This is a genomic window from Micromonospora sp. NPDC005220, assembly GCF_040607895.1.
In the GTDB taxonomy this organism is placed as follows: Bacteria; Actinomycetota; Actinomycetes; order Mycobacteriales; family Micromonosporaceae; genus Micromonospora.
On sequence record NZ_JBEXHP010000035.1, the window covers coordinates 18,197 to 36,671 of the forward strand.

Below are 18,475 nucleotides of genomic sequence, written 5' to 3' on the forward strand. Positions count from 1 at the left end.
CCATTCCGAGAGTCCGAACGAGGAGGGACACACACCATGGCGTACACCACCACCAGCCGGCGGACGCGAGGACCACTCCTGCGCGCGCAGGCGATCCTGGCCGCCGCCGCGGCCACCGCTCTGCTCAGCGCCTGCGGCGGGGTCGAGGTTCGCGACGGCGGCGACGGCGCGACGAAGGACGCCAGCGGGCCGCTGAAGCTCGCCGTGGTACCCAAGGCGGTCGGGGCCGACTACTGGAACACGGTCAAGGCGGGCGCGGAGTGCGCCGCGCAGCGCGCCGGGAACGTCACCGTCCAGTGGGACGGGGTGACCACCGAAACCGACGTCGAGGGCCAGGTCAACCTGATCCAGAACTTCGTCACCAAGAAGGTCGACGGCATCGTCTACGCGGCGACCGACTCCAGCGCGCTGGCGCCGGCGACCGACCAGGCGCTCGGCGCCAACATCCCGGTCGCCATGATCGACTCTGGTACCAGCCCACAGCCGTCGGGTGTGCCCCTCTACGCCACCGACAACAAGGCGTCGGCAACCGAGGCGGCGAAGCTGCTCGCCACCGAACTCGGCCCCGGCAACCACGAGGTGGCGCTGGTCGAGTTCCAGCCCGGATCGCAGACCAACACCGAGCGGGTGGACGGCTTCAAGGCCGGCCTGGCCCAGTACCCCAACCTGAAGCTGGTCGGCCAGCAGCCGAGCCGCAGTGACGTCAACGAGGCCCGCCGGGTCACCGAGAACATCCTCACCGCCAACCCCAACCTCGCCGGTGTCTTCGCGGCCAACGAGCCGAGCGTGCTCGGTGCCGCGCAGGCCATCCAGGCGGCCGGCAAGTCCGGCAAGGTGGTCATCATCGGCTGGGACGCGGCCCCGGACGAGATCGCCGGGGTGCGCAGCGGTCAGATCTCGGCCCTGGTCGTCCAGAACCCGTTCAAGATGGGCTACTTCGGCGTCGACAAGATGGTCAAGCACCTGCGGGACAAGGCGCCGCTCGCATCGGCCGACACCGGCGTCACGTTCGTCACCAAGGAGAACATCGACTCGGCGGAGATCAAGGCGGTGCTCGAACCCAGCTGCGCCAACCCGCCGGTGCAGTGATGGGCGTCATCCCCACGGCCACCGCCGACAGCGATCAGCAACCCACCGACGCGGAGCCGCCGGTCCTCGAAGCCCGCGGCATCGTCAAGCGGTTCGGGCACGTCGAAGCGTTGCGCGGTGCCGACTTCACGGTCCGCCGGGGTGAGGTCGTCGCGTTGATCGGTGACAACGGCGCCGGCAAGAGCACCCTGATCAAGACGCTGTCCGGTGTGCATCCGCCGGACGAGGGCGAGATCCGGGTCGGCGGGCGTCCGGTCCAGTTCTCCACTCCGGTCGATGCCCGCCGAGCCGGGGTGGAGACCGTCTACCAGGATCTCGCCGTCGCCGACGACCTCAGCGTGGCCGCCAACCTGTATCTCGGCCGGGAGATCCTGCGCTCCGGACCACTCGGTCGGCTCGGGCTGTTGGACAAGCGCGCCATGCGCCAGGGCGCCGCCGCCGCCCTCGACGAACTGGGCGTACGGATCCCCCGGGTCACCACCCCGATCGCGATGCTGTCCGGCGGGCAGCGGCAGTGCGTGGCGGTGGCCCGCGCCATCATCTGGGCGACCAACGTGGTCATCCTCGACGAGCCCACCGCAGCGCTGGGCGTGGTCCAGACCGGGCGGGTGCTCGACGTCGTCCGGCGGGCCCGCGACGCGGGCATGTCGGTGGTGCTGGTGAGCCACAACATGCCGCAGGTGCTCGAGATCGCCGACCGGGTCGAGGTGCTGCGCCTCGGCCGACGGGCGGCCCAACTTCGCGCCGACGAGGTCAGCACCGACGACCTGGTCGCGGCGATGACCGGCAGCACCAGCGTGGAACGGGACGAGCGGTGACGGCGGTGCCGGTGACCCTGAACGCCGCCCAGCCGCGGCTGCGGCTGGGCCCACTGGGCTTCGGCGCCTCGCAGGGCGGCAATCTCTACCGGGCGACGTCGGATGAGCAGTTCGCCGCCGCGGTGGACACCGCGTGGGCAGGCGGCATCCGATACTTCGACACGGCACCGCATTACGGGCTGGGCCTGTCCGAACGGCGGCTGGGCGCGGCCCTGCGCTCCCGCCCGCGCGGCGAGTACGTGGTGTCGTCGAAAGTCGGCCGGCTGCTGGTGCCGTCGCCGGAGACGGCACACCGGCGGGATCCGGAGGGGTTCGACGTGCCCGCCGATCATCGCCGGGTCTGGGACTTCAGCCGCGACGGCGTACGCCGTTCGTTGGAGGCCAGCCTTCGGCGCACCGGCCTGGACCGGATCGACGTGGTGTATCTGCATGACCCGGACGAGCATTGGGAGCAGGCCGCCCGCGAGGCGGTCCCGGCGTTGGTGCAGCTGCGGGAGCAGGGTGTGATCGGTGCCGTCGGGGCCGGGATGAACCAGTCCGCGATGCTGGCCCGCTTCGTGGCGGAGACCGACGTGGACGTGGTGATGTGCGCCGGCCGGTACACCCTGCTGGAGCAGGGCGCGTTGACCGACCTGCTGCCCGTCGCGCAGGCCCGCCACGTCGGTGTGGTGGTCGCCGGGGTCTACAACTCCGGGCTGCTGGCCCGGGACGTGCCGCCGACCGACGCCGTCTACGACTACCGGCAGGCGCCGGCCGAGGTGATCGACCAGGCCCGCCGGATAGCGTGGGTGTGTCAGACGTACGGCGTCACGCTGCCGCAGGCGGCGTTGGCGTTCGTCCGTCGTCACCCGGCCGTGGTCTCGACGGTGGTCGGCATGCGCGACGAGGCCCAGGTCACCGAGACCCTGAGCCGAGCTGACGTCGACGTCCCGGATCAGCTCTGGACGGCGTTGTACGACGAGGGGCTGCTCGACGTGCAGTCGTAGGGGCCGACGGTCACGACCCGGCCGCCTCGGTGCTGGTGTCACCGTCGTCGGGCAACCCCTGCAACGACTCCTCCACGCCGATCAGGTGGTTGGCCATCCGGGTGCGGGCCCGCTCCGGGTCGCGCGCCACGAGGGCCTTCAGGATCGCCACGTGTTCGTCATGGGTACGCAGGTCCGCGCCCTCCTCGTGCAGACTCCGCCAGAGCCGGCCCCGGATGGTGCGCCCGGCGAAGGCTTCGATCAGACCGACCAGCACCGGATTCTCGGCGTGCACCGCGATGATCCGGTGAAAGGCGATGTCGATCTCCATGATCCGCTCGTGGTCCTGCGGTGACTGGCCGACCATCCGGGCCGCCTCGTCGAGCAGGTCACCCGCCTGGGCCAGGGCCTCGTCGGTGATCCTGGTCGCCGCCAGCCGGGCCGCCTCGCACTCCAGCAGCCGCCGGACGGTGTGGATGTGCCGTGGGTCGCCCTGACCCTGGAAGTCCACCACGAAACCCATCGGGGCCAGCAGCTGTGGCGCGTCGAGGTTGGTGACGTAGGTGCCGTCGCCCTGGCGGATGTTGACGATGCCGAGGATCGACAGGGCCGACATGCCCTCGCGCAGCGAGCCCCGCGAGACGCCGAGCGACTCGGCGAGGTCCTTCTCGATGGGCAGCCGGTCTCCCGGCCTGAACTGCCCTTCGAGGATCATCCGCTTGATGCCGTTGACCACTTCGTCAGTGCGAGACATGACTCCCCTAGCGGCCGGCGGGGGTGGCCTTCCCACCCGCGATCACGTACGCCTCCGGAGATGCCACCGTAGTCGGGTCTGCCGCCGCCCAGTAGTGGCCGTCGGGAAACCGGTAGAGCGCGACCGACTCCTGACGCATCCGGGTGGAGTAGCCGGGCTGGCTGGGCAGGACGTAACCGCTGCCCGAGCCGGTGTCCCGGATGATGCACGGATCGGTGAAGTGCTCGTGCAGGTGGTCGACGAACTCGGTGACCCGGTTGGTGAGATCCCCCGAGATCGCGACGTAGTCGAGCACCGACACGTGTTGGACCATCTCGCACAGCCCGACGCCGCCGGCGTGTGGGCACACCGGGACGTCGAACTTCGCGGCGAGCAGCAGCACCGCGACGATCTCGTTGATGCTGGCCAACCTGCCGGTGTCCAGCTGGCAGAAGTCGATGGCCTGGGCTTGGAACAGCTGCTTGAACATCACCCGGTTGTGGCAGTGCTCGCCGGTGGCGACGCCGATCGGAGCGACGGCACGGCGCACGGCCGCGTGGCCCAGGATGTCGTCGGGGCTGGTCGGCTCCTCGATCCACAGTGGTGTGAACCGGGCGAGGGCGGTGACCCACTCGATGGCCTGACCGACGTCCCACACCTGGTTGGCGTCGATCATGAGGTTGCGATCCGGCCCGAGGATCTCCCGCGCGATCGCGCAGCGGCGGATGTCGTCCTCAAGGTTGGCGCCCACCTTGAGCTTGACGTAGCCGTAGCCGGTGTCGACCGCCTCCTGGCACAGTCGGCGCAGCTTGTCGTCGCCGTAGCCGAGCCAACCCGCCGAGGTGGTGTAGGCGGGGTAGCCGGTGCGGTCGAGCTCGGCGAGGCGGGCCGCCTTCGTGCCTTCCTTGGCCCGCAGGATGGCCAGTGCCTCGTCCCGGGTCAGCGCGTCGGACAGGTAGCGCAGGTCCGCGATGTCGACGAGTTGCTCGGGGGTCATCTCGACGAGCAGCCGCCACAGCGGCTTGTCGGCGAGCCGGGCGACCAGGTCCCACGACGCGTTCAACACGGCGGCGAGGGACAGGTGGACGACACCCTTCTCCGGGCCGAGCCAGCGCAGCTGCGAGTCGGAGGTGAGGAGGCGGTAGACCGCGCCCATGTCCGCTGCCATCGTGGCCACGTCCAGGCCGACGAGGAGCTGTGCCTGGTGGACCGCCGCCGCCGCGACGATGTCGTTGCCGCGACCGATGGTGAAGGTCAGGCCGTGCCCCGCTAGCGGCGCACCGGTGCCGTCGACGCCGTCGGTGTGCAGGACGACGTAGGCCGCCGAATAGTCGCCGTCCTTGTTCATGGCGTCTGATCCGTCAGCGGTCAGGGAGGTGGGGAAGCGGACGTCTTCGACGGTGACGGCAGTGATCTGCGGCATGCGCTCCTCGCCCGACTCGACCAAAGATCAGATGATCAAAGGGAGTATACGGACGGCTGCTTCGGACAGTCAACGTTGTCGATCACCACCAAGCCGCAGACATATGATGTTTGCGGCACTGCCGAGATCCACCTCACCGGCCGTGCACGCCCGCGCGAGAGCCCGCCCCGGTTGTCTCGCGGCGATCGGGTCGAGCGTAGTCGGTGGGGTTGGTGATCGTGATCACCGAGCCGCCCGCCGACACGCCCGAGACCGACATGTGGGGTGTGACAACGACTGTGTCCCTATATATGGTGTCGAGCGCAGCTGGTTCGGCCGCTCATCCGGCGCGGTCGAGGCAACAGGGAACCCGGTGGAAATCCGGGACTGTCCCGCAGCGGTGAGTGGGAACGACAGCCGTCATCAGCACTGGGCCACCGATCGGCCTGGGAAGCGACGGCCAGTAGGAGACCGGCCAACCCGGTCGTGCCCACGAGTCCGAAGACCTGCCAGCGCGCCGCGTACCCGCACCCGGGTGGGCGGCGGTCCGAGGCCGCGTGGGACGGCTGACGCCCCCTGACCCACGCCGGGCTGGCGTGGCGTCCGTCGGTGTCTGTCTCCTCGCGTCCGGACCACCAGGTCTCGAACTCCGAGGAGCGAGTGGTGACAGTCACCGAGGTAGTCCCGGCCAGCGGCGACGCGACAGTGCGGCGCACGCCGATGCAGGTCCGCAAGCGCGACGGCGGTACCGAACCCGTGGACGTGAACAAGATCGTCCGGGCGGTCGAGCGGTGGGCCGACGACCTGACCGACGTCGACCCGATGCGGGTGGCCACCCGCACCATCAGCGGCCTCTACGACGGCGCGACGACGGCCGAACTGGACCGGCTCTCCATCCAGACCTCGGCCGAGATGATCGGCGAGGAGCCGCAGTACTCGCGCCTCGCCGCGCGGCTGCTGGCCGGCTACGTCGACAAGGAGGTGCGTCGACAGGGCATCACCTCGTTCAGCGCGGCGATCCGGGTCGGCCACGCCGAGGGCCTGATCGGCGACGACACCGCCGCGTTCGTCGCCGCACACGCCACCACCCTCGACGCCGCCGTCGACCCGGACGGCGACCGTCGGTTCGAGTACTTCGGCCTGCGCACGGTGTACGACCGCTACCTGCTGCGCCACCCCACCAGCCGACTGGTGCTGGAGACACCGCAGTACTGGCTGCTGCGGGTGGCCTGTGGACTGTCCCGGACGGCGGACGAGGCGGCCGACTTCTACCGGCTGATGTCCAGCCTGGCCTACCTGCCCAGCTCACCGACCTTGTTCAACTCCGGAACCCGGCACACCCAGATGTCGTCCTGCTACCTGGTCGACTCCCCGCGCGACGAGCTGGACTCGATCTACCAGCGCTACGCCCAAGTCGCCAACCTGTCCAAGTTCGCCGGCGGCATCGGCATCGCGTACTCCCGGGTCCGCTCCCGGGGCGCGCTGATCCGGGGCACCAACGGGCAGTCCAACGGGATCGTGCCGTGGCTGCGCACCCTGGACGCGAGCGTCGCCGCGGTCAACCAGGGCGGCCGGCGCAAGGGCGCGGCCTGCGTCTACCTGGAGCCGTGGCACCCGGACATCGAGGAGTTCCTGCAACTGCGGGACAACACCGGTGAGGACGCCCGGCGCACCCACAACCTCAACCTGGCCAACTGGATCCCGGACGAGTTCATGCGCCGGGTCGAGGCCGACGAGATGTGGTCGCTGTTCGACCCGCACGAGGTGCCCGAGCTGCCCGACCTGTGGGGGGAGCGGTTCGACGCCGCGTACCGGGAGGCCGAGGCGCAGGGTCGCCACGTGCGGCAGGTCCCGGCGCGGGAGCTGTACGGGAAGATGATGCGGACCCTCGCCCAGACCGGCAACGGGTGGATGACCTTCAAGGACGCCGCCAACCGACTCTGCAACCAGACCGCCGAGCCGGGCAACGTGGTGCACCTGTCCAACCTCTGCACCGAGATCGTCGAGGTGTCCAGCGACACCGAGACCGCCGTGTGCAACCTCGGCTCGGTGAACCTCGCGGCCCACCTCGGCGACGGCGGCATCGACTGGGAGCGGCTGCGCGTCACGGTGCGGACCGCGGTGACCTTCCTCGACCGGGTGATCGGCATCAACTACTACCCGACCGCGCAGGCGGCGGCGAGCAACCCCCGCTGGCGGCCGGTCGGGCTCGGACTGATGGGGCTCCAGGACGTCTTCTTCGCGCTGCGGCTGCCGTTCGACTCGCCGGCCGCGCGGGAGCTGTCCACCCGGATCAGCGAGGAGCTGTACCTGACCGCGCTGGAGACCTCCGCCGACCTGGCGCGCGACTTCGGCGCGCACCCGGCGTACCCGCAGACCCGGGCCGCGCGGGGCCAGCTCCAGCCCGACCTGTGGGGTGTCGAGGGTACGCAGACCGCACGCTGGGCCGCCCTGCGGGAGCGGGTCGAGGCGTACGGGCTGCGCAACTCGCTGCTGGTGGCGGTCGCGCCGACAGCGACCATCGCCTCGATCGCCGGGTGCTACGAGTGCATCGAGCCGCAGGTGTCCAACCTGTTCAAGCGCGAAACCCTGTCGGGGGAGTTTCTCCAAGTCAACACCGCTCTGGTACGCGAGTTGAAGGCCCGCGGGCTGTGGACCGAGCGGATCCGTTCGGCGATCAAGCGGGCCGAGGGGTCGGTGCAGGACATCGCGGAGTTGCCGGCCGGCGTGCGGGAGTTGTTCCGCACCGCGTGGGAGCTGCCCCAGCGGGCGCTGATCGACCTGGCTGCCGCCCGCGCACCGTTCATCGACCAGTCGCAGTCGCTGAACCTGTTCCTGGCCGCGCCCACCATCGGCAAGCTCTCCTCGATGTACCTGTACGCCTGGAAGGCCGGGCTGAAGACCACCTACTACCTGCGCTCGCGCCCCGCGACGCGGATCCAGCAGGCCACCGTCAGCGCTGTCGCACCCGTCGCCGTCGACGCGGAGGCGCTGGCCTGCTCGCTGGAGAACCCCGAGTCGTGCGAGGCCTGCCAGTGACCCCCGCCGCCACCCCCGCCGCCGACACCAGCACCACCGACACGAGGACCACGCACATGCTGCTCGATCCCGGGATGGACCTCACCCTCCGCCCGATGCGCTACCCGCACTTCTTCGACCGGTTCCGCGACGCGATCCGCAACACCTGGACGGTCGAGGAGGTCGACCTGCACGCCGACCTCGCCGACCTGGACAAGCTGTCGCCGGCCGAACGGCATCTGGTCAGCCGGCTGGTGGCGTTCTTCGCCACCGGTGACACGATCGTCGCCAACAACCTGGTGCTGAACCTCTACCAGCACGTCAACAGCCCCGAGGGTCGCCTCTACCTGTCCCGGCAGCTGTTCGAGGAAGCCGTGCACGTCCAGTTCTACCTCAACCTGCTCGACACGTACGTGCCCGACGAGACCGAGCGTTTCGAAGCCTTCGCGGCCATCGAGAACATTGCCTCGATCCGCGGTAAGGCCGAGTTCTGCTTCCGCTGGATCGACTCCCTCAACGACCTCCGGGAACTGCGGTCCCGGGAGGACCGGCGGACGTTCCTGCTGAACCTGATCTGCTTCGCCGCCTGCATCGAGGGGTTGTTCTTCTACGGCGCGTTCGCGTACGTCTACTTCCTGCGCTCCCGCGGCCTGCTGCACGGCCTGGCCTCCGGCACCAACTGGGTGTTCCGCGACGAGTCGATGCACATGGCGTTCGCGTTCGACGTCGTCGACACCGTTCGCGCCGAGGAGCCGGACCTGTTCGACGACGATCTCGCCGACCAGGTCCGTCGGATGCTCATCGAGGCGGTCGAGTGTGAGGTGCAGTTCGCCGAGGACCTGTTGGGCCACGGCGTGCCCGGCCTGACGTTGGCCGACATGCGGGAGTACCTCCAGCACGTCGCCGACCGTCGGCTCGCCCAGCTCGGCATCGCGCCGCACTACGGGTCGAGCAACCCGTTCGGCTTCATGGAGTTGCAGGACGTGCAGGAGCTGTCCAACTTCTTCGAGCGGCGGGTGTCGGCGTACCAGGTCGGGGTGACCGGCACCGTCGCCTTCGACGACGACTTCTAACGACCGCGCCCCACGCGCTTCCCATGATCAGGTGATGAGAAGTAGCCCGGAGACGACCCCGACAGCTACTTTTCATCACCTGATCGAGGAAGTGGCGCGTTCAGCTCTGGACTTCTGCGACGTAGACACCTTTGCCTGGATGGCCCTCGACCAACTCGCGATCCTTCAGGATCGTCATGACCCGGTTGATGGTGGAGATGTGTACGCCATACTGCTCGGCCAGCTCACGGGTGGACGGCAGCTTCTCGCCCGGAGCAAGCTCACCCGACTTGATTTTCCCCGCGATCTCGTTGGCGATCCGCCGGTAGTCCACTCGCTCGGTCGGCATGGGTCGATCTCCGTAGGGTTCCCTGGTCTCGGCAGCCCAATCTGATCACGAGCAGACCTGTTCCAACAAGTTCCAGGAGGCACCTTGACCTACTCCTACAAGTTGGAATAAGTTGCAGCTTGGCCGGTTTCCCTGGTTTCGGCAAACTCCTGGGTCCTCGGCCGCATACCCACCTGGGGAGCACGACTAATGGTCTCTGCCCCCAGGTGGGGCCAACAGTCGTGATCGCGGGAGGTGCCGCCGTGCCGATCGATGAACCGGTGAGCCGGGCAGGCGAGCTGTTCGCCGCGATGAGGACCCTTGATGCGCACTGGACTCGGGCACTGGACCGGCCGTGGCGTTCAGGCGGCTGCCTTGAGTGCACGAATCAGGGCACATGCCGTCAACTCGATTGGTCGTTGGGAGTCGTGGCGGAGGCCGCATCGATCATGTTGCAGAAGTGAAGACGTTGGCTCCCCGAGAAAGGGCTGCCTGGCGACGACTTCTGGGCCCCGCCGCCGCCGATAGCCCAGGGCATCGGGGATCCCCAGTAGCGCCCTTAGGCGAGGTTCAGCTCGGTGAGGAGCTTCTCCACCCGGCCCCGGATCTCGTCACGGATCGGGCGGACGGCGTCGACGCCCTTGCCGGCCGGGTCGTCGAGCTGCCAGTCCTCGTAGCGCTTGCCGGGGAAGACCGGGCAGGTGTCGCCGCAGCCCATCGTCACGATGACGTCGGAGGACTGCGCGGTCGCGTACTCCAGGAGGGTGGGGGTCTGGTCGGTGATGTCGATGCCGACCTCCCGCATGGCCTGCACGGCGGCGGGGTTGATCGTCTCGGCCGGGGCGGAGCCGGCTGAGCGCACCTCGACGGTGTCCCCGGCGAGGTGGCGCAGCCAACCGGCGGCCATCTGGGAACGGCCGGCGTTGTGCACGCAGACGAACAGGACGCTGGGTGTGTCGCTCATGACGGGGTGCCTTTCGGTTACGTGGTTGCGGAGTGCGTGGGGGTGAAGAAGCGGCGGCGCGCCCACAGGGAGACGTAGACCAGCCCGACCAGGACGGGCACCTCGATCAACGGGCCGACGACCCCGGCGAGGGCCTGACCGGAAGTGACGCCGAAGGTGCCGATCGCAACGGCGATGGCGAGCTCGAAGTTGTTGCCGGCGGCGGTGAACGCCAGGGTGGTGGTGCGTTCGTAGCCGAGCCCGATAGCCCGGCCGAGGGCGTAGGAGCCGGCCCACATGAGCGCGAAGTACACCAGCAGGGGCAGAGCGATGCGCACGACGTCCAGGGGGCGGCTGGTGATCGCGTCTCCCTGTAGGGCGAACAGGATCACGATCGTGAACAGCAGTCCGTAGAGGGCAACCGGGCCGATCCTGGGCAGGAAGCGCGCCTCGTACCAGGCGCGGCCGTTGGCACGCTCGCCGAGACGGCGGGTGAGGTAACCGGCGAGCAGCGGGATGCCGAGGAAGATGAGCACGTTACCGGCGATGTCCCACGCCGAGATGTTCAACTCGGCGCCGGACAGCCCCAGCCACTGGGGGAGCACGGAGAGGTAGAACCAGCCGAGCAGGCCGAAGGCGACGACCTGGAAGACCGAGTTGAGCGCGACCAGGACGGCGGCGGCCTCCCGGTCGCCGCGGGCGAGGTCGTTCCAGATGATGACCATGGCGATGCAACGGGCCAGGCCGACGATGATCAGACCGGTGCGGTACGCGGGCTGGTCGGCGAGGCAGAGCCAGGCCAGGGCGAACATCACGGCGGGGCCGACGAGCCAGTTGAGGACCAGCGAGGAGATCAGCAGCCGGCGGTCGCCGGTGACGGTGTCGAGCCGGTCGTAGCGGACCTTCGCCAACACCGGATACATCATGATCAGCAGGCCGACCGCGATCGGGAGCGAGATCCCGCCGACCTGCACCGCCTCCAAGACGCTGTTCAGGCCGGGGATCAGCCGACCGAGGAGCAGGCCGGCGACCATCGCCAGCCCGATCCAGACGGGTAGGAACTGGTCGAGTCGGGAGAGGCGGCCGACGACGGCGCTCTCGGCCGGGTCGTTCCGGATCGTGGTGCTCATGTCGCCGGTGCCACGGTGAGCAGTGTGGCGAGTTGGCGCAGGATGGCCGGTCGTGCGCGATAGTAGACCCAGGTGCCCCGGCGTTCGGCGTCGACCAGCCCCGCCCCGCGCAGCGTCCTGAGGTGGTGCGAGATGGTCGGTCCGGTCAGGTCGAACGCGGGGGTCAGGTCGCAGACGCAGATCTCTCCGCTCTCAGCGGAGGCGATCATCGACATCAGTTGCAGCCGCACCGGGTCGCCGAGGGCCTTGAACGCGGGCGCGAGCACCGCGGCTGCCTCGGCCGGCACGCGCCGTTCGGCGAGTGGGGGGCAGCAGACCTCGTCCTGTGCTGCTTGATTCGACATTCCTCTAGGTTGACATCTATCTAAACAGTGTGCAAGTGTCTGATTCGACGGACGTCGAGACAGTCGCCTGATCTCTTCCGGGAGGAACCCGCTGATGGCCGACATCACCGTGCGCCCCATGGCCGCCGCAGACGCCGAGCGGGTTTTGGCGATCTACCAGGCCGGGTTGGACGACGGCAACGCCAGCTTCGAGATCACCGCGCCGACCTGGGCGGCGTTCGACACCACCCGCCTGAGCGCGCACCGCTTCGTGGCCGTCGGCCACGACGGGGAGGTCCTGGGCTGGATCGCCGTCTCGCCGACCTCGACCCGCGCGGTCTACGCCGGTGTGGTCGAACACTCCGTCTACGTCGACCCGGCCGTCCAGGGCCGTGGCGTCGCCCGACTGCTGCTGGATGCGCTCATCGCCTCCACCGAAGCCGCCGGCATCTGGACCATCCAGTCCGGAGTCTTCCCGGAGAACACGGCCAGCCTCACCCTCCACCAGCGGGCCGGCTTCCGGGTGATCGGCGTCCGCGAGCGGGTCGGTCGCCACCACGACCGTTGGCGCGACGTCGTCCTGCTGGAACGTCGCAGCCCCACCGTCAGTTGACCAGCCGTGGCCCGGCAGACCGGCCACCACACCAAGGGAGTCACGGATGAACGCTCTGGACGACCTGCCCACCGTCGTCATCGGCGCCGGCCCGACCGGTCTCGCCGCCGCCGCGCACCTGCACGAACGCGGGCTGCCCTTCACCGTCCTCGAAGCCGGCGACACCCCGGGTGCCGCCGTCCGGCAGTGGGGGCACGTACGCGTCTTCTCGCCGTGGCGGTACAACATCGACCCGGCCGCCCGCCGGCTCCTCGACGAGGCCGGCTGGGTCGCCCCCGACCCGGAAGCGCTGCCCACCGGCGCGGAGCTGGTCGACGACTACCTCCGCCCCCTCGCCCAGTTGCCGCAGCTCAAGCCGCACCTGCGGTACGGGGCACGCGTCAAGGCGATCAGCCGGCTCGGCCTGGACCGGCTGCGTACCGCCGGGCGCGACACGGCGCCGTTCCTGGTCCGCCTCGCCGACGGCGACGAGGTGTACGCCCGCGCCGTCATCGACGCCTCCGGCACCTGGCGTACGCCGAACGTCCTCGGCGCGTCCGGCCTGCCCGCGCGAGGAGAGGCCGACGCGGCGGCGTACCTGGAGCACGCGTTGCCGGACGTGCTCGGTGCCGACCGGGGTCGGTTCGTCGGCCGGCACACCCTCGTGGTCGGCGCCGGCCATTCGGCCGCGAACACCCTGCTGTCCCTGGCGGAGCTGGCCGCCGTCGAGCCCGGCACCGAGGTGACCTGGGCGATCCGGACCGCCTCGCCGACGCGTACCTACGGCGGCGGGGACGCCGACGCCCTGCCGGCGCGGGGCGCGCTCGGCGCACGACTGCGCGCGCACGTCGACGCGGGACGGGTCAGGCTGCTCACCGGCTTCTCCGTGCACGCGCTCACCCCGGCCGGCGGTCGGGTGGGCGTGGTCGTGCGGCACGCCGACGGCAACGCCGAGTCGATCACCGTCGACCGGGTGGTCGCCGCCACCGGCTTCCGCCCGGACCACACCATCGCCGCCGAGCTGCGGCTGGATCTCGACCCGGTGCTGGGCGCCACCCGCGCCCTGGCCCCACTGATCGACCCCAACGAGCACTCCTGCGGCACCGTGCCCCCGCACGGCGTGGACGAACTCGCCCACCCGGAGAAGGGCTACTACGCCGTCGGCGCGAAGTCCTACGGCCGGGCGCCGACGTTCCTCATGGCCACCGGCTACGAGCAGGTCCGCTCGGTGGTCGCCGCCCTGGCCGGCGACTGGACCGCCGCCCGTGCCGTCCAGCTCGACCTGCCCGAAACCGGCGTGTGCAGCAGCAACCCCGCCGACTCGGCCGGCGGCGACACCTGTTGCGGGCCGGCACCGGCCCTGCGGCTGCTGCCTCTACCGCCGGCTGGCGCAGGCCACGCACGTACGTGCTGACGGGCGGGCGGCGAGCCGCTCGGCGGGGATTGGGCGGCCACAGCGTTCGCACACGCCGTAGCTGCCGTCGTCCACCCGTTGCAGCGCCACGTCCAGCTCGGCGAGGCGGCGGCGGGTGGCGTCGAGGACGGCGGTGAGCTGCGCGCGTTCGAACGCGATCGTGCTGCCCTCGGGGTCGTGCTCGTCGTCGGCGTTGGACGACCGGGACGCCTCGAAGAGGCTCCGGAGGTCAGCGTCCAGGGCGCTGGCCTGAGCCTCGGTCTGGTCGCGCAGCCGCAGCAACTCCTCGCGGACCGCGCTGGAATCCCTGTTCATGACCGCTCCACCGTACTGCGGAATCCCCGCGCACACCGTGCCGTGCGCGGGGGTCACCTACATGAAGTTGCGGGTGTGCAGGGCGGAGAGCGCCGCCGCCTCGTCCGGCCGGAAACCCAGCCGGACGAGTCGGCGCTGACGGCCCTGATCCATCGCGCGTTGCAGAGCCTGCACCCGGTCGAAGCCGGCGGACACCTCGTCCGGATGCCAACCACCCGCCGCGAGCACCACCAGCGCGTCGAAGACGTCCGCGTTGAGCCCGGCGGTGTCGACCAGCAGGTCATGGCGGCGGTGGATGGCCGCCCGCAGCCGGTCCCGCAGCAGCGGATCCAGCTGCGCCTGATGCTCCAGGTGTGCCATCCCGAACACCACGTGCCGGCGCTCGTCCTGCATCGCGAGCCAACAGATCCGGCGAGTCACCGGGTCCGGGGCGAACTCGTGCAGGAACGAGAGCAGGTCGACGAAGCTGCCCTCGCCGAGCACGGAGAGCAGGAATGACGCCAACGCGAAGTCGGACTCCGCGACGAGCGTGAACAGCGATTGCCGACCGCCGGCGGATGAGGTGCCCAACTCGGCGCCGCGCAGCAGTGCCCGCCGGCTGAAGACCTCCATGTGCCGGGCCTCGTCGGCCATCTGCACGGCGAGAAGCTGCACCACCTCCCGAAAGTGCGGGTGGATGCGCCCGACGAACCGGGCCGGCACGACGAGGGCTGCCTGCTCGTTCTCGACCAGGTAGGTCATCACCTGAACCACCGCGGCCTCAACGTCGGCCGGCAGCGCGAACGGGTCGTCCCAGGGCACCGCGGTCTGCGGGTCCCACTGTCGTGCGGCGGCCTGCGCGTACAGGTGCGGAGCGATGTCGGCCCACACCAGGTCGCGGTCGTCCAGGTCGAACCGGGCCTCGGGACCACCGGCTTCGAGGAGCGCGCCCCGGGCGCCGAGCCCCCACCGCGCCGGCGGACGGCTGCTGAGCGCCGACGGGAGAGCTGGCCCGGCCCGCTCCGCGCCGTACCAGCGGTCGTCGTCCGCCGACCCCCGGACCACCACCGCCACCAGGTCGCTCCGGTCACCCCGATCCGGCCATTCGACCCGGTGACCCCGGCCCCGACACCAGGCGGGCAGGTGTACGCGCAGCGCCGGGTCGCGGCCGGAGACCGCCAACCGGCCGCCGGGCGGCAGCCCGGCCAGCGCGCGTTGCACGAGCAGGTGCGCGCCCCGGCCGAAACCCAGGTCACCGAGGTCGACCTCGGCGACAGGCGCCGCGCTCACGGCCGGTAGTCCGTGGCCGTCACCCGCCCGTCGGGGGAGTAGAAGCCGCTGGCCTCTACCGTGGCGGCGAGGGCGGCGTACCCCGTGGTGCGGCCCTCCCGCCAGGCCGTCAGCCCCTCCAGGTCGAGCAGCGGACGCACCTGCGCATCGGCGTAAGACATGCCGAGCAGCAGCGTGCCGAATAGCCGGACCCCGTCCGACTCCGGCGCGCGGACCGTCATGTTGCAGTGGTCGTAGCGGGCGGTCTGCGCCACGATGCGGGTGCCCTCGGGCGGTAACGTGCCCTCCTGGCTGAACGCCAGATGGTTCGCGTCGATCATGCAGGCCGCGTCGACCTCCCCGGCCACCAGCGCGCGGGCCGCGTCACGTTCGCCGCCGATGTGGTCGCCGTGCAGGCCGACACCCACGTCGAAGCGGCGTACGTCGACGGTGACCCCGGCCGCCGCGAGGTGGCCCAGCGGAATCAGCGTCGCCTGTGGACTGTCGACCGCCCCGACGGCAACCACCCGTCCGGTCAGGTCCGCGATCTGGCGCACCGGTGAGTCGGCGCGAACCACCACGATCGAGGTGAGGTCCTGGTCGGTGTCGCGCATGGTGAGCGCGCGTACGGCGGTGCCGTTGGCGGCCGCCAGTCGCTCGGCCCGCAGCCAGGCCAGGGGAGAGTTCCAGGCCGCGTCGATCCGCCCGGCGATCAGATCCTCGACCTGTCGCTCGTAGTGCGAGTAGAGGACGAAGTCGAAATCCAGGCCCCGCCCGCGCAGCCAGCCACGGAAGCCCTCCCAGATGGTCACTACCTTGGGGTCGTACGCGACCGCGCCCATCAGGACGGTTGGCGCGGGCATCAGCGGTTGGCCTCGTCGAGCAGCGGCAGCCCGGTGGCGAGCCGACCGACGAAATCGTGCAGCGCGTCGGTGGTGGGTGCCATCACGCGGGCCGCGCGGGCGTCCCGGAAACGGCGCTCGAGGCCCAGTTCCCTGCGGAAGGCGCTGCCGCCGCAGAGCTGCATCGCGCCGTCGGTCACGTCCGCGACGGTCTCGCCAGCGAGCGCCTTGACCTGGAGCACCCGCAGCATCGCGTCGTCGCGGCCGGTCTCCAGCGCGGTGAGCGTGTCGCCCAGGAAGGCGCGCAGCGCGTCGGTGCGGATCATCAGTCGGGCCAGGTCGCGTCGGGTGACGGGCGCGTCGCGCAGGGCGGCGCCGGTGTGCGTGAGCGTGGTCCTGGTGAGGTGTCGGCCGGCCTCGGCCACCGCGCTGTCGGCGAGGCCGAGGCAGAAGGCTGCGTTGAGCACCAGGAACCAGGGCAGCACCGCGCCGAGCGCGGTGTCGAGCCCGGCGCCGTCGGCCGCCATTCTCGCCGCCGACGGAACCCGGAGCCCGTCGGCGGTCATCGGGCGAGAGCCGTTGCCGCGCAGGCCCAGGCCGTCGAAGTCGCCGGTCACGCGCAGGCCGGCGCTGTCCGCCGGCACCAGCCACAGTGTCATCGGGCCGGCATCGCGGTGCAGCGGGAGGCTCGACCAGACGTAGCTGTTCGCCTCGCCGGCCGAGGTGACCCAGCTCTTGCGGGCGTCGAGGCGGACCGTGTCGTCGTCGGCGGGTGTCGCGCTGCCGGTCGGTGACCAGAAGTGGCTGCGCGAGCCGTACTCGGAAAATGCCAACGTGGTGAGGTGATCGCCGGTGGCGATGGCCGCGCGGACGTCGCGCGGGCCGTGCGCCTCGATGACGGCGGTCGCCGCGTAGTGCATGAGCACCACCATCGCGGTGGACCCGCACTCGGCGGCCAGCCGCTCGATGACAGTGGCGACCGCCCGCATGCCGTGGCCGCCGCCACCGACCTCGGTCGAGGAGGCCAGGCCGAGCAGGCCGGCCGCGGCGAGAGCGTCGACCCCCGGCCGGGGGAAGGTCCCATCCCGGTCGACGATCGGTGCCTGCGGGCGGATCACGTCGTCGATCACCGGGCCGAGCGTTTCGATGGGATCGGTGGCGGTCTGAGCATTGTCGACACTGGTCGTCATGCCGGTGCCCCTTCCGGAGGGCCGATGGGACCGCCGTCGACACTATCGAGCCTGAAGACGCAGCGCGAGCGTCGGATTACCGTCTGGTGCGGGCATTCTCCCGATGGGGTCGGCCGTGCCCGTCCTCCCGGTCGATGCGCAGTTCCCGTTCCAACTCGCTGATGACCGCCCGCAGGTCGTCGAGCCGTTGGGTGAGCGCGATCCGGTCCACCTCGTCCGGTACGCCGTCGCCGTCCTCGTCGTACCCGGGCGCCAGTCGCTCGGTCATCTCCAACCGGCGGGCCTCCTCCATGGAGTTCACGATGACCGCGATGAGGATGTTGAGCAGCAGGTTGACGGTGATGACCACGTAGCTGACGTAGTAGAGCAGCGTCCATGGTGAGATCGCCATGCCCTGCTCGATGAGGTCCGGCAGCGTCTCCAGCGACAACAGCACGAACAACGTCAGCAGCGATCGGCCGATGTCGCCGTACTCCTCCGGATACCGGTTGCCGAAGATCAGCCAGCCGGCCATGCCGTACACGTAGAGCGTCACCACGGCCAAAGCGAGGAACCCGGTGACGCCCGGCAGGCTGCGCCACAGCGCGGAGACGATGGTCCGCAGACCCGGCGAGAACCGCACCAGGCGGACCATCCGGGCGACCCGCACGACCCGCAGCAGCGCCGGGTCGCCGTGCAGGCCCGGGATGAAGATCGCCGCGATCACCACGAAGTCGAAGACGTTCCAGCCGTGCCGGAAGAAGTCCTGTGGACGCCTGCCGTACGCCGCCAGTCGGACACCGATCTCGACGACGAAGACGGCCCGGAAGAACAGCTCCAGCCCGTGCAGCGCGGTGCCCGCCGGGCTCAGGTCGTCGTACGTCTCCAGGCCGAGAACGATGCCGTTGGCGAGGATGACCACGACGATGGCGATCTCGAAGGGGCGCGACCGGGCGAGCTGGTCACAACGGTCGGTCCAGCCCGAGCGGCGCCGCGATGGTGTGGACGGCTCACCCCGCTGGGTGGGCACTGGTGCGTCGCTCACCAGTCGGCCGGCTCGATCGGGCGTGCCGGGGCCGCAGCGGGGGCCCACC

Annotated in this window: 19 protein-coding genes and 1 riboswitch; of the genes, 8 read left to right on the forward strand and 11 right to left on the reverse strand. The window is 70.4% G+C overall.

The genetic code is table 11. The features are described 5' to 3' along the window. The first annotated feature begins 36 nt into the window (after positions 1 to 36). The 3 genes from ABZU52_RS15785 to ABZU52_RS15795 are packed head-to-tail and all read left to right on the forward strand — an operon-like array spanning position 37 to position 2,893. Positions 37 to 1,089 (forward strand): ABC transporter substrate-binding protein, encoded by a 1,053-nt coding sequence (locus ABZU52_RS15785; RefSeq protein WP_354971760.1) that lies wholly within the window; start codon positions 37 to 39, stop codon positions 1,087 to 1,089. Next, a complete protein-coding gene (locus ABZU52_RS15790) occupies positions 1,089 to 1,907 on the forward strand; it encodes an ATP-binding cassette domain-containing protein (protein WP_354971761.1) in 819 nt (272 codons plus the stop codon). Before ABZU52_RS15785 ends, ABZU52_RS15790 begins: the two co-directional genes overlap by 1 nt. 5 nt (positions 1,908 to 1,912) lie before the next feature. Further along, positions 1,913 to 2,893 carry an aldo/keto reductase gene (locus ABZU52_RS15795; protein WP_354971762.1) on the forward strand — a complete coding sequence of 327 codons (981 nt, stop codon included), beginning with the start codon at positions 1,913 to 1,915 and terminating at the stop codon, positions 2,891 to 2,893. Between the two features lie 10 nt (positions 2,894 to 2,903). On the opposite strand, the gene ABZU52_RS15800 is transcribed toward ABZU52_RS15795, so the two are convergent. Together ABZU52_RS15800 and ABZU52_RS15805 are read right to left on the reverse strand one after the other, a co-directional pair. Then, complete coding sequence (locus tag ABZU52_RS15800) at positions 2,904 to 3,626, reverse strand: FadR/GntR family transcriptional regulator (RefSeq protein ID WP_354971763.1); 723 nt, start codon at positions 3,624 to 3,626, stop codon at positions 2,904 to 2,906. A 7-nt stretch (positions 3,627 to 3,633) separates the two neighbouring features. Then, positions 3,634 to 5,028: an enolase C-terminal domain-like protein gene (locus ABZU52_RS15805; protein WP_354971764.1), complete on the reverse strand. Its 1,395-nt coding sequence runs from the start codon at positions 5,026 to 5,028 to the stop codon at positions 3,634 to 3,636. Positions 5,029 to 5,318: 290 nt separating this feature from the next. Continuing rightward, positions 5,319 to 5,536: riboswitch (cobalamin riboswitch) on the forward strand. A gap of 191 nt (positions 5,537 to 5,727) precedes the next feature. Between ABZU52_RS15805 and ABZU52_RS15810 the strand changes: the two genes are divergently transcribed. Together ABZU52_RS15810 and ABZU52_RS15815 are read left to right on the forward strand one after the other, a co-directional pair. Next, complete coding sequence (locus ABZU52_RS15810; RefSeq protein WP_354971796.1) at positions 5,728 to 8,046, forward strand: ribonucleoside-diphosphate reductase subunit alpha; 2,319 nt, start codon at positions 5,728 to 5,730, stop codon at positions 8,044 to 8,046. Positions 8,047 to 8,102: 56 nt separating this feature from the next. Further along, on the forward strand, positions 8,103 to 9,098 hold the full coding sequence (locus tag ABZU52_RS15815; protein ID WP_354971797.1) for a ribonucleotide-diphosphate reductase subunit beta: 996 nt from the start codon (positions 8,103 to 8,105) through the stop codon (positions 9,096 to 9,098). Between the two features lie 100 nt (positions 9,099 to 9,198). Here ABZU52_RS15815 and ABZU52_RS15820 read toward each other — a convergent pair whose 3' ends face one another. Further along, positions 9,199 to 9,426 carry a winged helix-turn-helix domain-containing protein gene (locus tag ABZU52_RS15820; RefSeq protein ID WP_354971765.1) on the reverse strand — a complete coding sequence of 76 codons (228 nt, stop codon included), beginning with the start codon at positions 9,424 to 9,426 and terminating at the stop codon, positions 9,199 to 9,201. Between the two features lie 242 nt (positions 9,427 to 9,668). On the opposite strand from ABZU52_RS15820, the gene ABZU52_RS15825 reads away from it, so the two are divergent. Further along, entirely contained in the window at positions 9,669 to 9,869 is a 201-nt protein-coding gene (locus ABZU52_RS15825; protein WP_354971766.1) for a hypothetical protein, read from the forward strand. A 95-nt stretch (positions 9,870 to 9,964) separates the two neighbouring features. On the opposite strand, the gene ABZU52_RS15830 is transcribed toward ABZU52_RS15825, so the two are convergent. Genes ABZU52_RS15830 through ABZU52_RS15840 form a run of 3 tightly spaced genes read right to left on the reverse strand, consistent with a single transcriptional unit; the run spans position 9,965 to position 11,822 of the window. Continuing rightward, positions 9,965 to 10,369 (reverse strand): arsenate reductase ArsC, encoded by a 405-nt coding sequence (locus tag ABZU52_RS15830; protein WP_354971767.1) that lies wholly within the window; start codon positions 10,367 to 10,369, stop codon positions 9,965 to 9,967. Positions 10,370 to 10,386: 17 nt separating this feature from the next. Next, positions 10,387 to 11,478, reverse strand: a complete 1,092-nt coding sequence (gene arsB / locus ABZU52_RS15835; protein ID WP_354971768.1) for an ACR3 family arsenite efflux transporter — start codon at positions 11,476 to 11,478, stop codon at positions 10,387 to 10,389. Further along, positions 11,475 to 11,822: a metalloregulator ArsR/SmtB family transcription factor gene (locus ABZU52_RS15840; protein ID WP_354971769.1), complete on the reverse strand. Its 348-nt coding sequence runs from the start codon at positions 11,820 to 11,822 to the stop codon at positions 11,475 to 11,477. Before ABZU52_RS15840 ends, arsB begins: the two co-directional genes overlap by 4 nt. 94 nt (positions 11,823 to 11,916) lie before the next feature. Between ABZU52_RS15840 and ABZU52_RS15845 the strand changes: the two genes are divergently transcribed. Beyond that, on the forward strand, positions 11,917 to 12,414 hold the full coding sequence (locus ABZU52_RS15845; protein ID WP_354971770.1) for an N-acetyltransferase family protein: 498 nt from the start codon (positions 11,917 to 11,919) through the stop codon (positions 12,412 to 12,414). A 46-nt stretch (positions 12,415 to 12,460) separates the two neighbouring features. After that, a complete protein-coding gene (locus ABZU52_RS15850; RefSeq protein WP_354971771.1) occupies positions 12,461 to 13,807 on the forward strand; it encodes an FAD-dependent oxidoreductase in 1,347 nt (448 codons plus the stop codon). Here ABZU52_RS15850 and ABZU52_RS15855 read toward each other — a convergent pair. The 5 genes from ABZU52_RS15855 to ABZU52_RS15875 form a co-directional block, all read right to left on the reverse strand. Beyond that, positions 13,769 to 14,122 (reverse strand): TraR/DksA C4-type zinc finger protein, encoded by a 354-nt coding sequence (locus ABZU52_RS15855; protein ID WP_354971772.1) that lies wholly within the window; start codon positions 14,120 to 14,122, stop codon positions 13,769 to 13,771. The genes ABZU52_RS15850 and ABZU52_RS15855 overlap by 39 nt on opposite strands. Before the next feature lie 57 nt (positions 14,123 to 14,179). After that, entirely contained in the window at positions 14,180 to 15,391 is a 1,212-nt protein-coding gene (locus ABZU52_RS15860; protein WP_354971773.1) for a ferritin-like domain-containing protein, read from the reverse strand. Then, positions 15,388 to 16,233, reverse strand: a complete 846-nt coding sequence (locus tag ABZU52_RS15865; protein ID WP_354971774.1) for a PhnD/SsuA/transferrin family substrate-binding protein — start codon at positions 16,231 to 16,233, stop codon at positions 15,388 to 15,390. Before ABZU52_RS15865 ends, ABZU52_RS15860 begins: the two co-directional genes overlap by 4 nt. Further along, entirely contained in the window at positions 16,233 to 17,402 is a 1,170-nt protein-coding gene (locus tag ABZU52_RS15870; RefSeq protein WP_354971775.1) for an acyl-CoA dehydrogenase family protein, read from the reverse strand. Before ABZU52_RS15870 ends, ABZU52_RS15865 begins: the two co-directional genes overlap by 1 nt. A gap of 76 nt (positions 17,403 to 17,478) precedes the next feature. Beyond that, a complete protein-coding gene (locus ABZU52_RS15875; protein WP_354971776.1) occupies positions 17,479 to 18,426 on the reverse strand; it encodes an ion transporter in 948 nt (315 codons plus the stop codon). Positions 18,427 to 18,475: the final 49 nt, after the last annotated feature.

Excerpts from the sequence above, each read along its gene's own strand:
- ABZU52_RS15845 (WP_354971770.1), top strand. The coding sequence starts at position 11,917 with ATGGCCGACATCACCGTGCGCCCCATGGCCGCCGCAGACGCCGAGCGG.
- ABZU52_RS15850 (WP_354971771.1), top strand. The coding sequence starts at position 12,461 with ATGAACGCTCTGGACGACCTGCCCACCGTCGTCATCGGCGCCGGCCCG.
- ABZU52_RS15855 (WP_354971772.1), bottom strand. The coding sequence starts at position 14,122 with ATGAACAGGGATTCCAGCGCGGTCCGCGAGGAGTTGCTGCGGCTGCGC.
- ABZU52_RS15830 (WP_354971767.1), bottom strand. The coding sequence starts at position 10,369 with ATGAGCGACACACCCAGCGTCCTGTTCGTCTGCGTGCACAACGCCGGC.
- ABZU52_RS15865 (WP_354971774.1), bottom strand. The coding sequence starts at position 16,233 with ATGCCCGCGCCAACCGTCCTGATGGGCGCGGTCGCGTACGACCCCAAG.
- ABZU52_RS15820 (WP_354971765.1), bottom strand. The coding sequence starts at position 9,426 with ATGCCGACCGAGCGAGTGGACTACCGGCGGATCGCCAACGAGATCGCG.
- ABZU52_RS15785 (WP_354971760.1), top strand. The coding sequence starts at position 37 with ATGGCGTACACCACCACCAGCCGGCGGACGCGAGGACCACTCCTGCGC.
- ABZU52_RS15800 (WP_354971763.1), bottom strand. The coding sequence starts at position 3,626 with ATGTCTCGCACTGACGAAGTGGTCAACGGCATCAAGCGGATGATCCTC.
- ABZU52_RS15870 (WP_354971775.1), bottom strand. The coding sequence starts at position 17,402 with ATGACGACCAGTGTCGACAATGCTCAGACCGCCACCGATCCCATCGAA.
- ABZU52_RS15815 (WP_354971797.1), top strand. The coding sequence starts at position 8,103 with ATGCTGCTCGATCCCGGGATGGACCTCACCCTCCGCCCGATGCGCTAC.
- ABZU52_RS15810 (WP_354971796.1), top strand. The coding sequence starts at position 5,728 with ATGCAGGTCCGCAAGCGCGACGGCGGTACCGAACCCGTGGACGTGAAC.
- ABZU52_RS15790 (WP_354971761.1), top strand. The coding sequence starts at position 1,089 with ATGGGCGTCATCCCCACGGCCACCGCCGACAGCGATCAGCAACCCACC.
- ABZU52_RS15805 (WP_354971764.1), bottom strand. The coding sequence starts at position 5,028 with ATGCCGCAGATCACTGCCGTCACCGTCGAAGACGTCCGCTTCCCCACC.
- ABZU52_RS15840 (WP_354971769.1), bottom strand. The coding sequence starts at position 11,822 with ATGTCGAATCAAGCAGCACAGGACGAGGTCTGCTGCCCCCCACTCGCC.
- arsB (WP_354971768.1), bottom strand. The coding sequence starts at position 11,478 with ATGAGCACCACGATCCGGAACGACCCGGCCGAGAGCGCCGTCGTCGGC.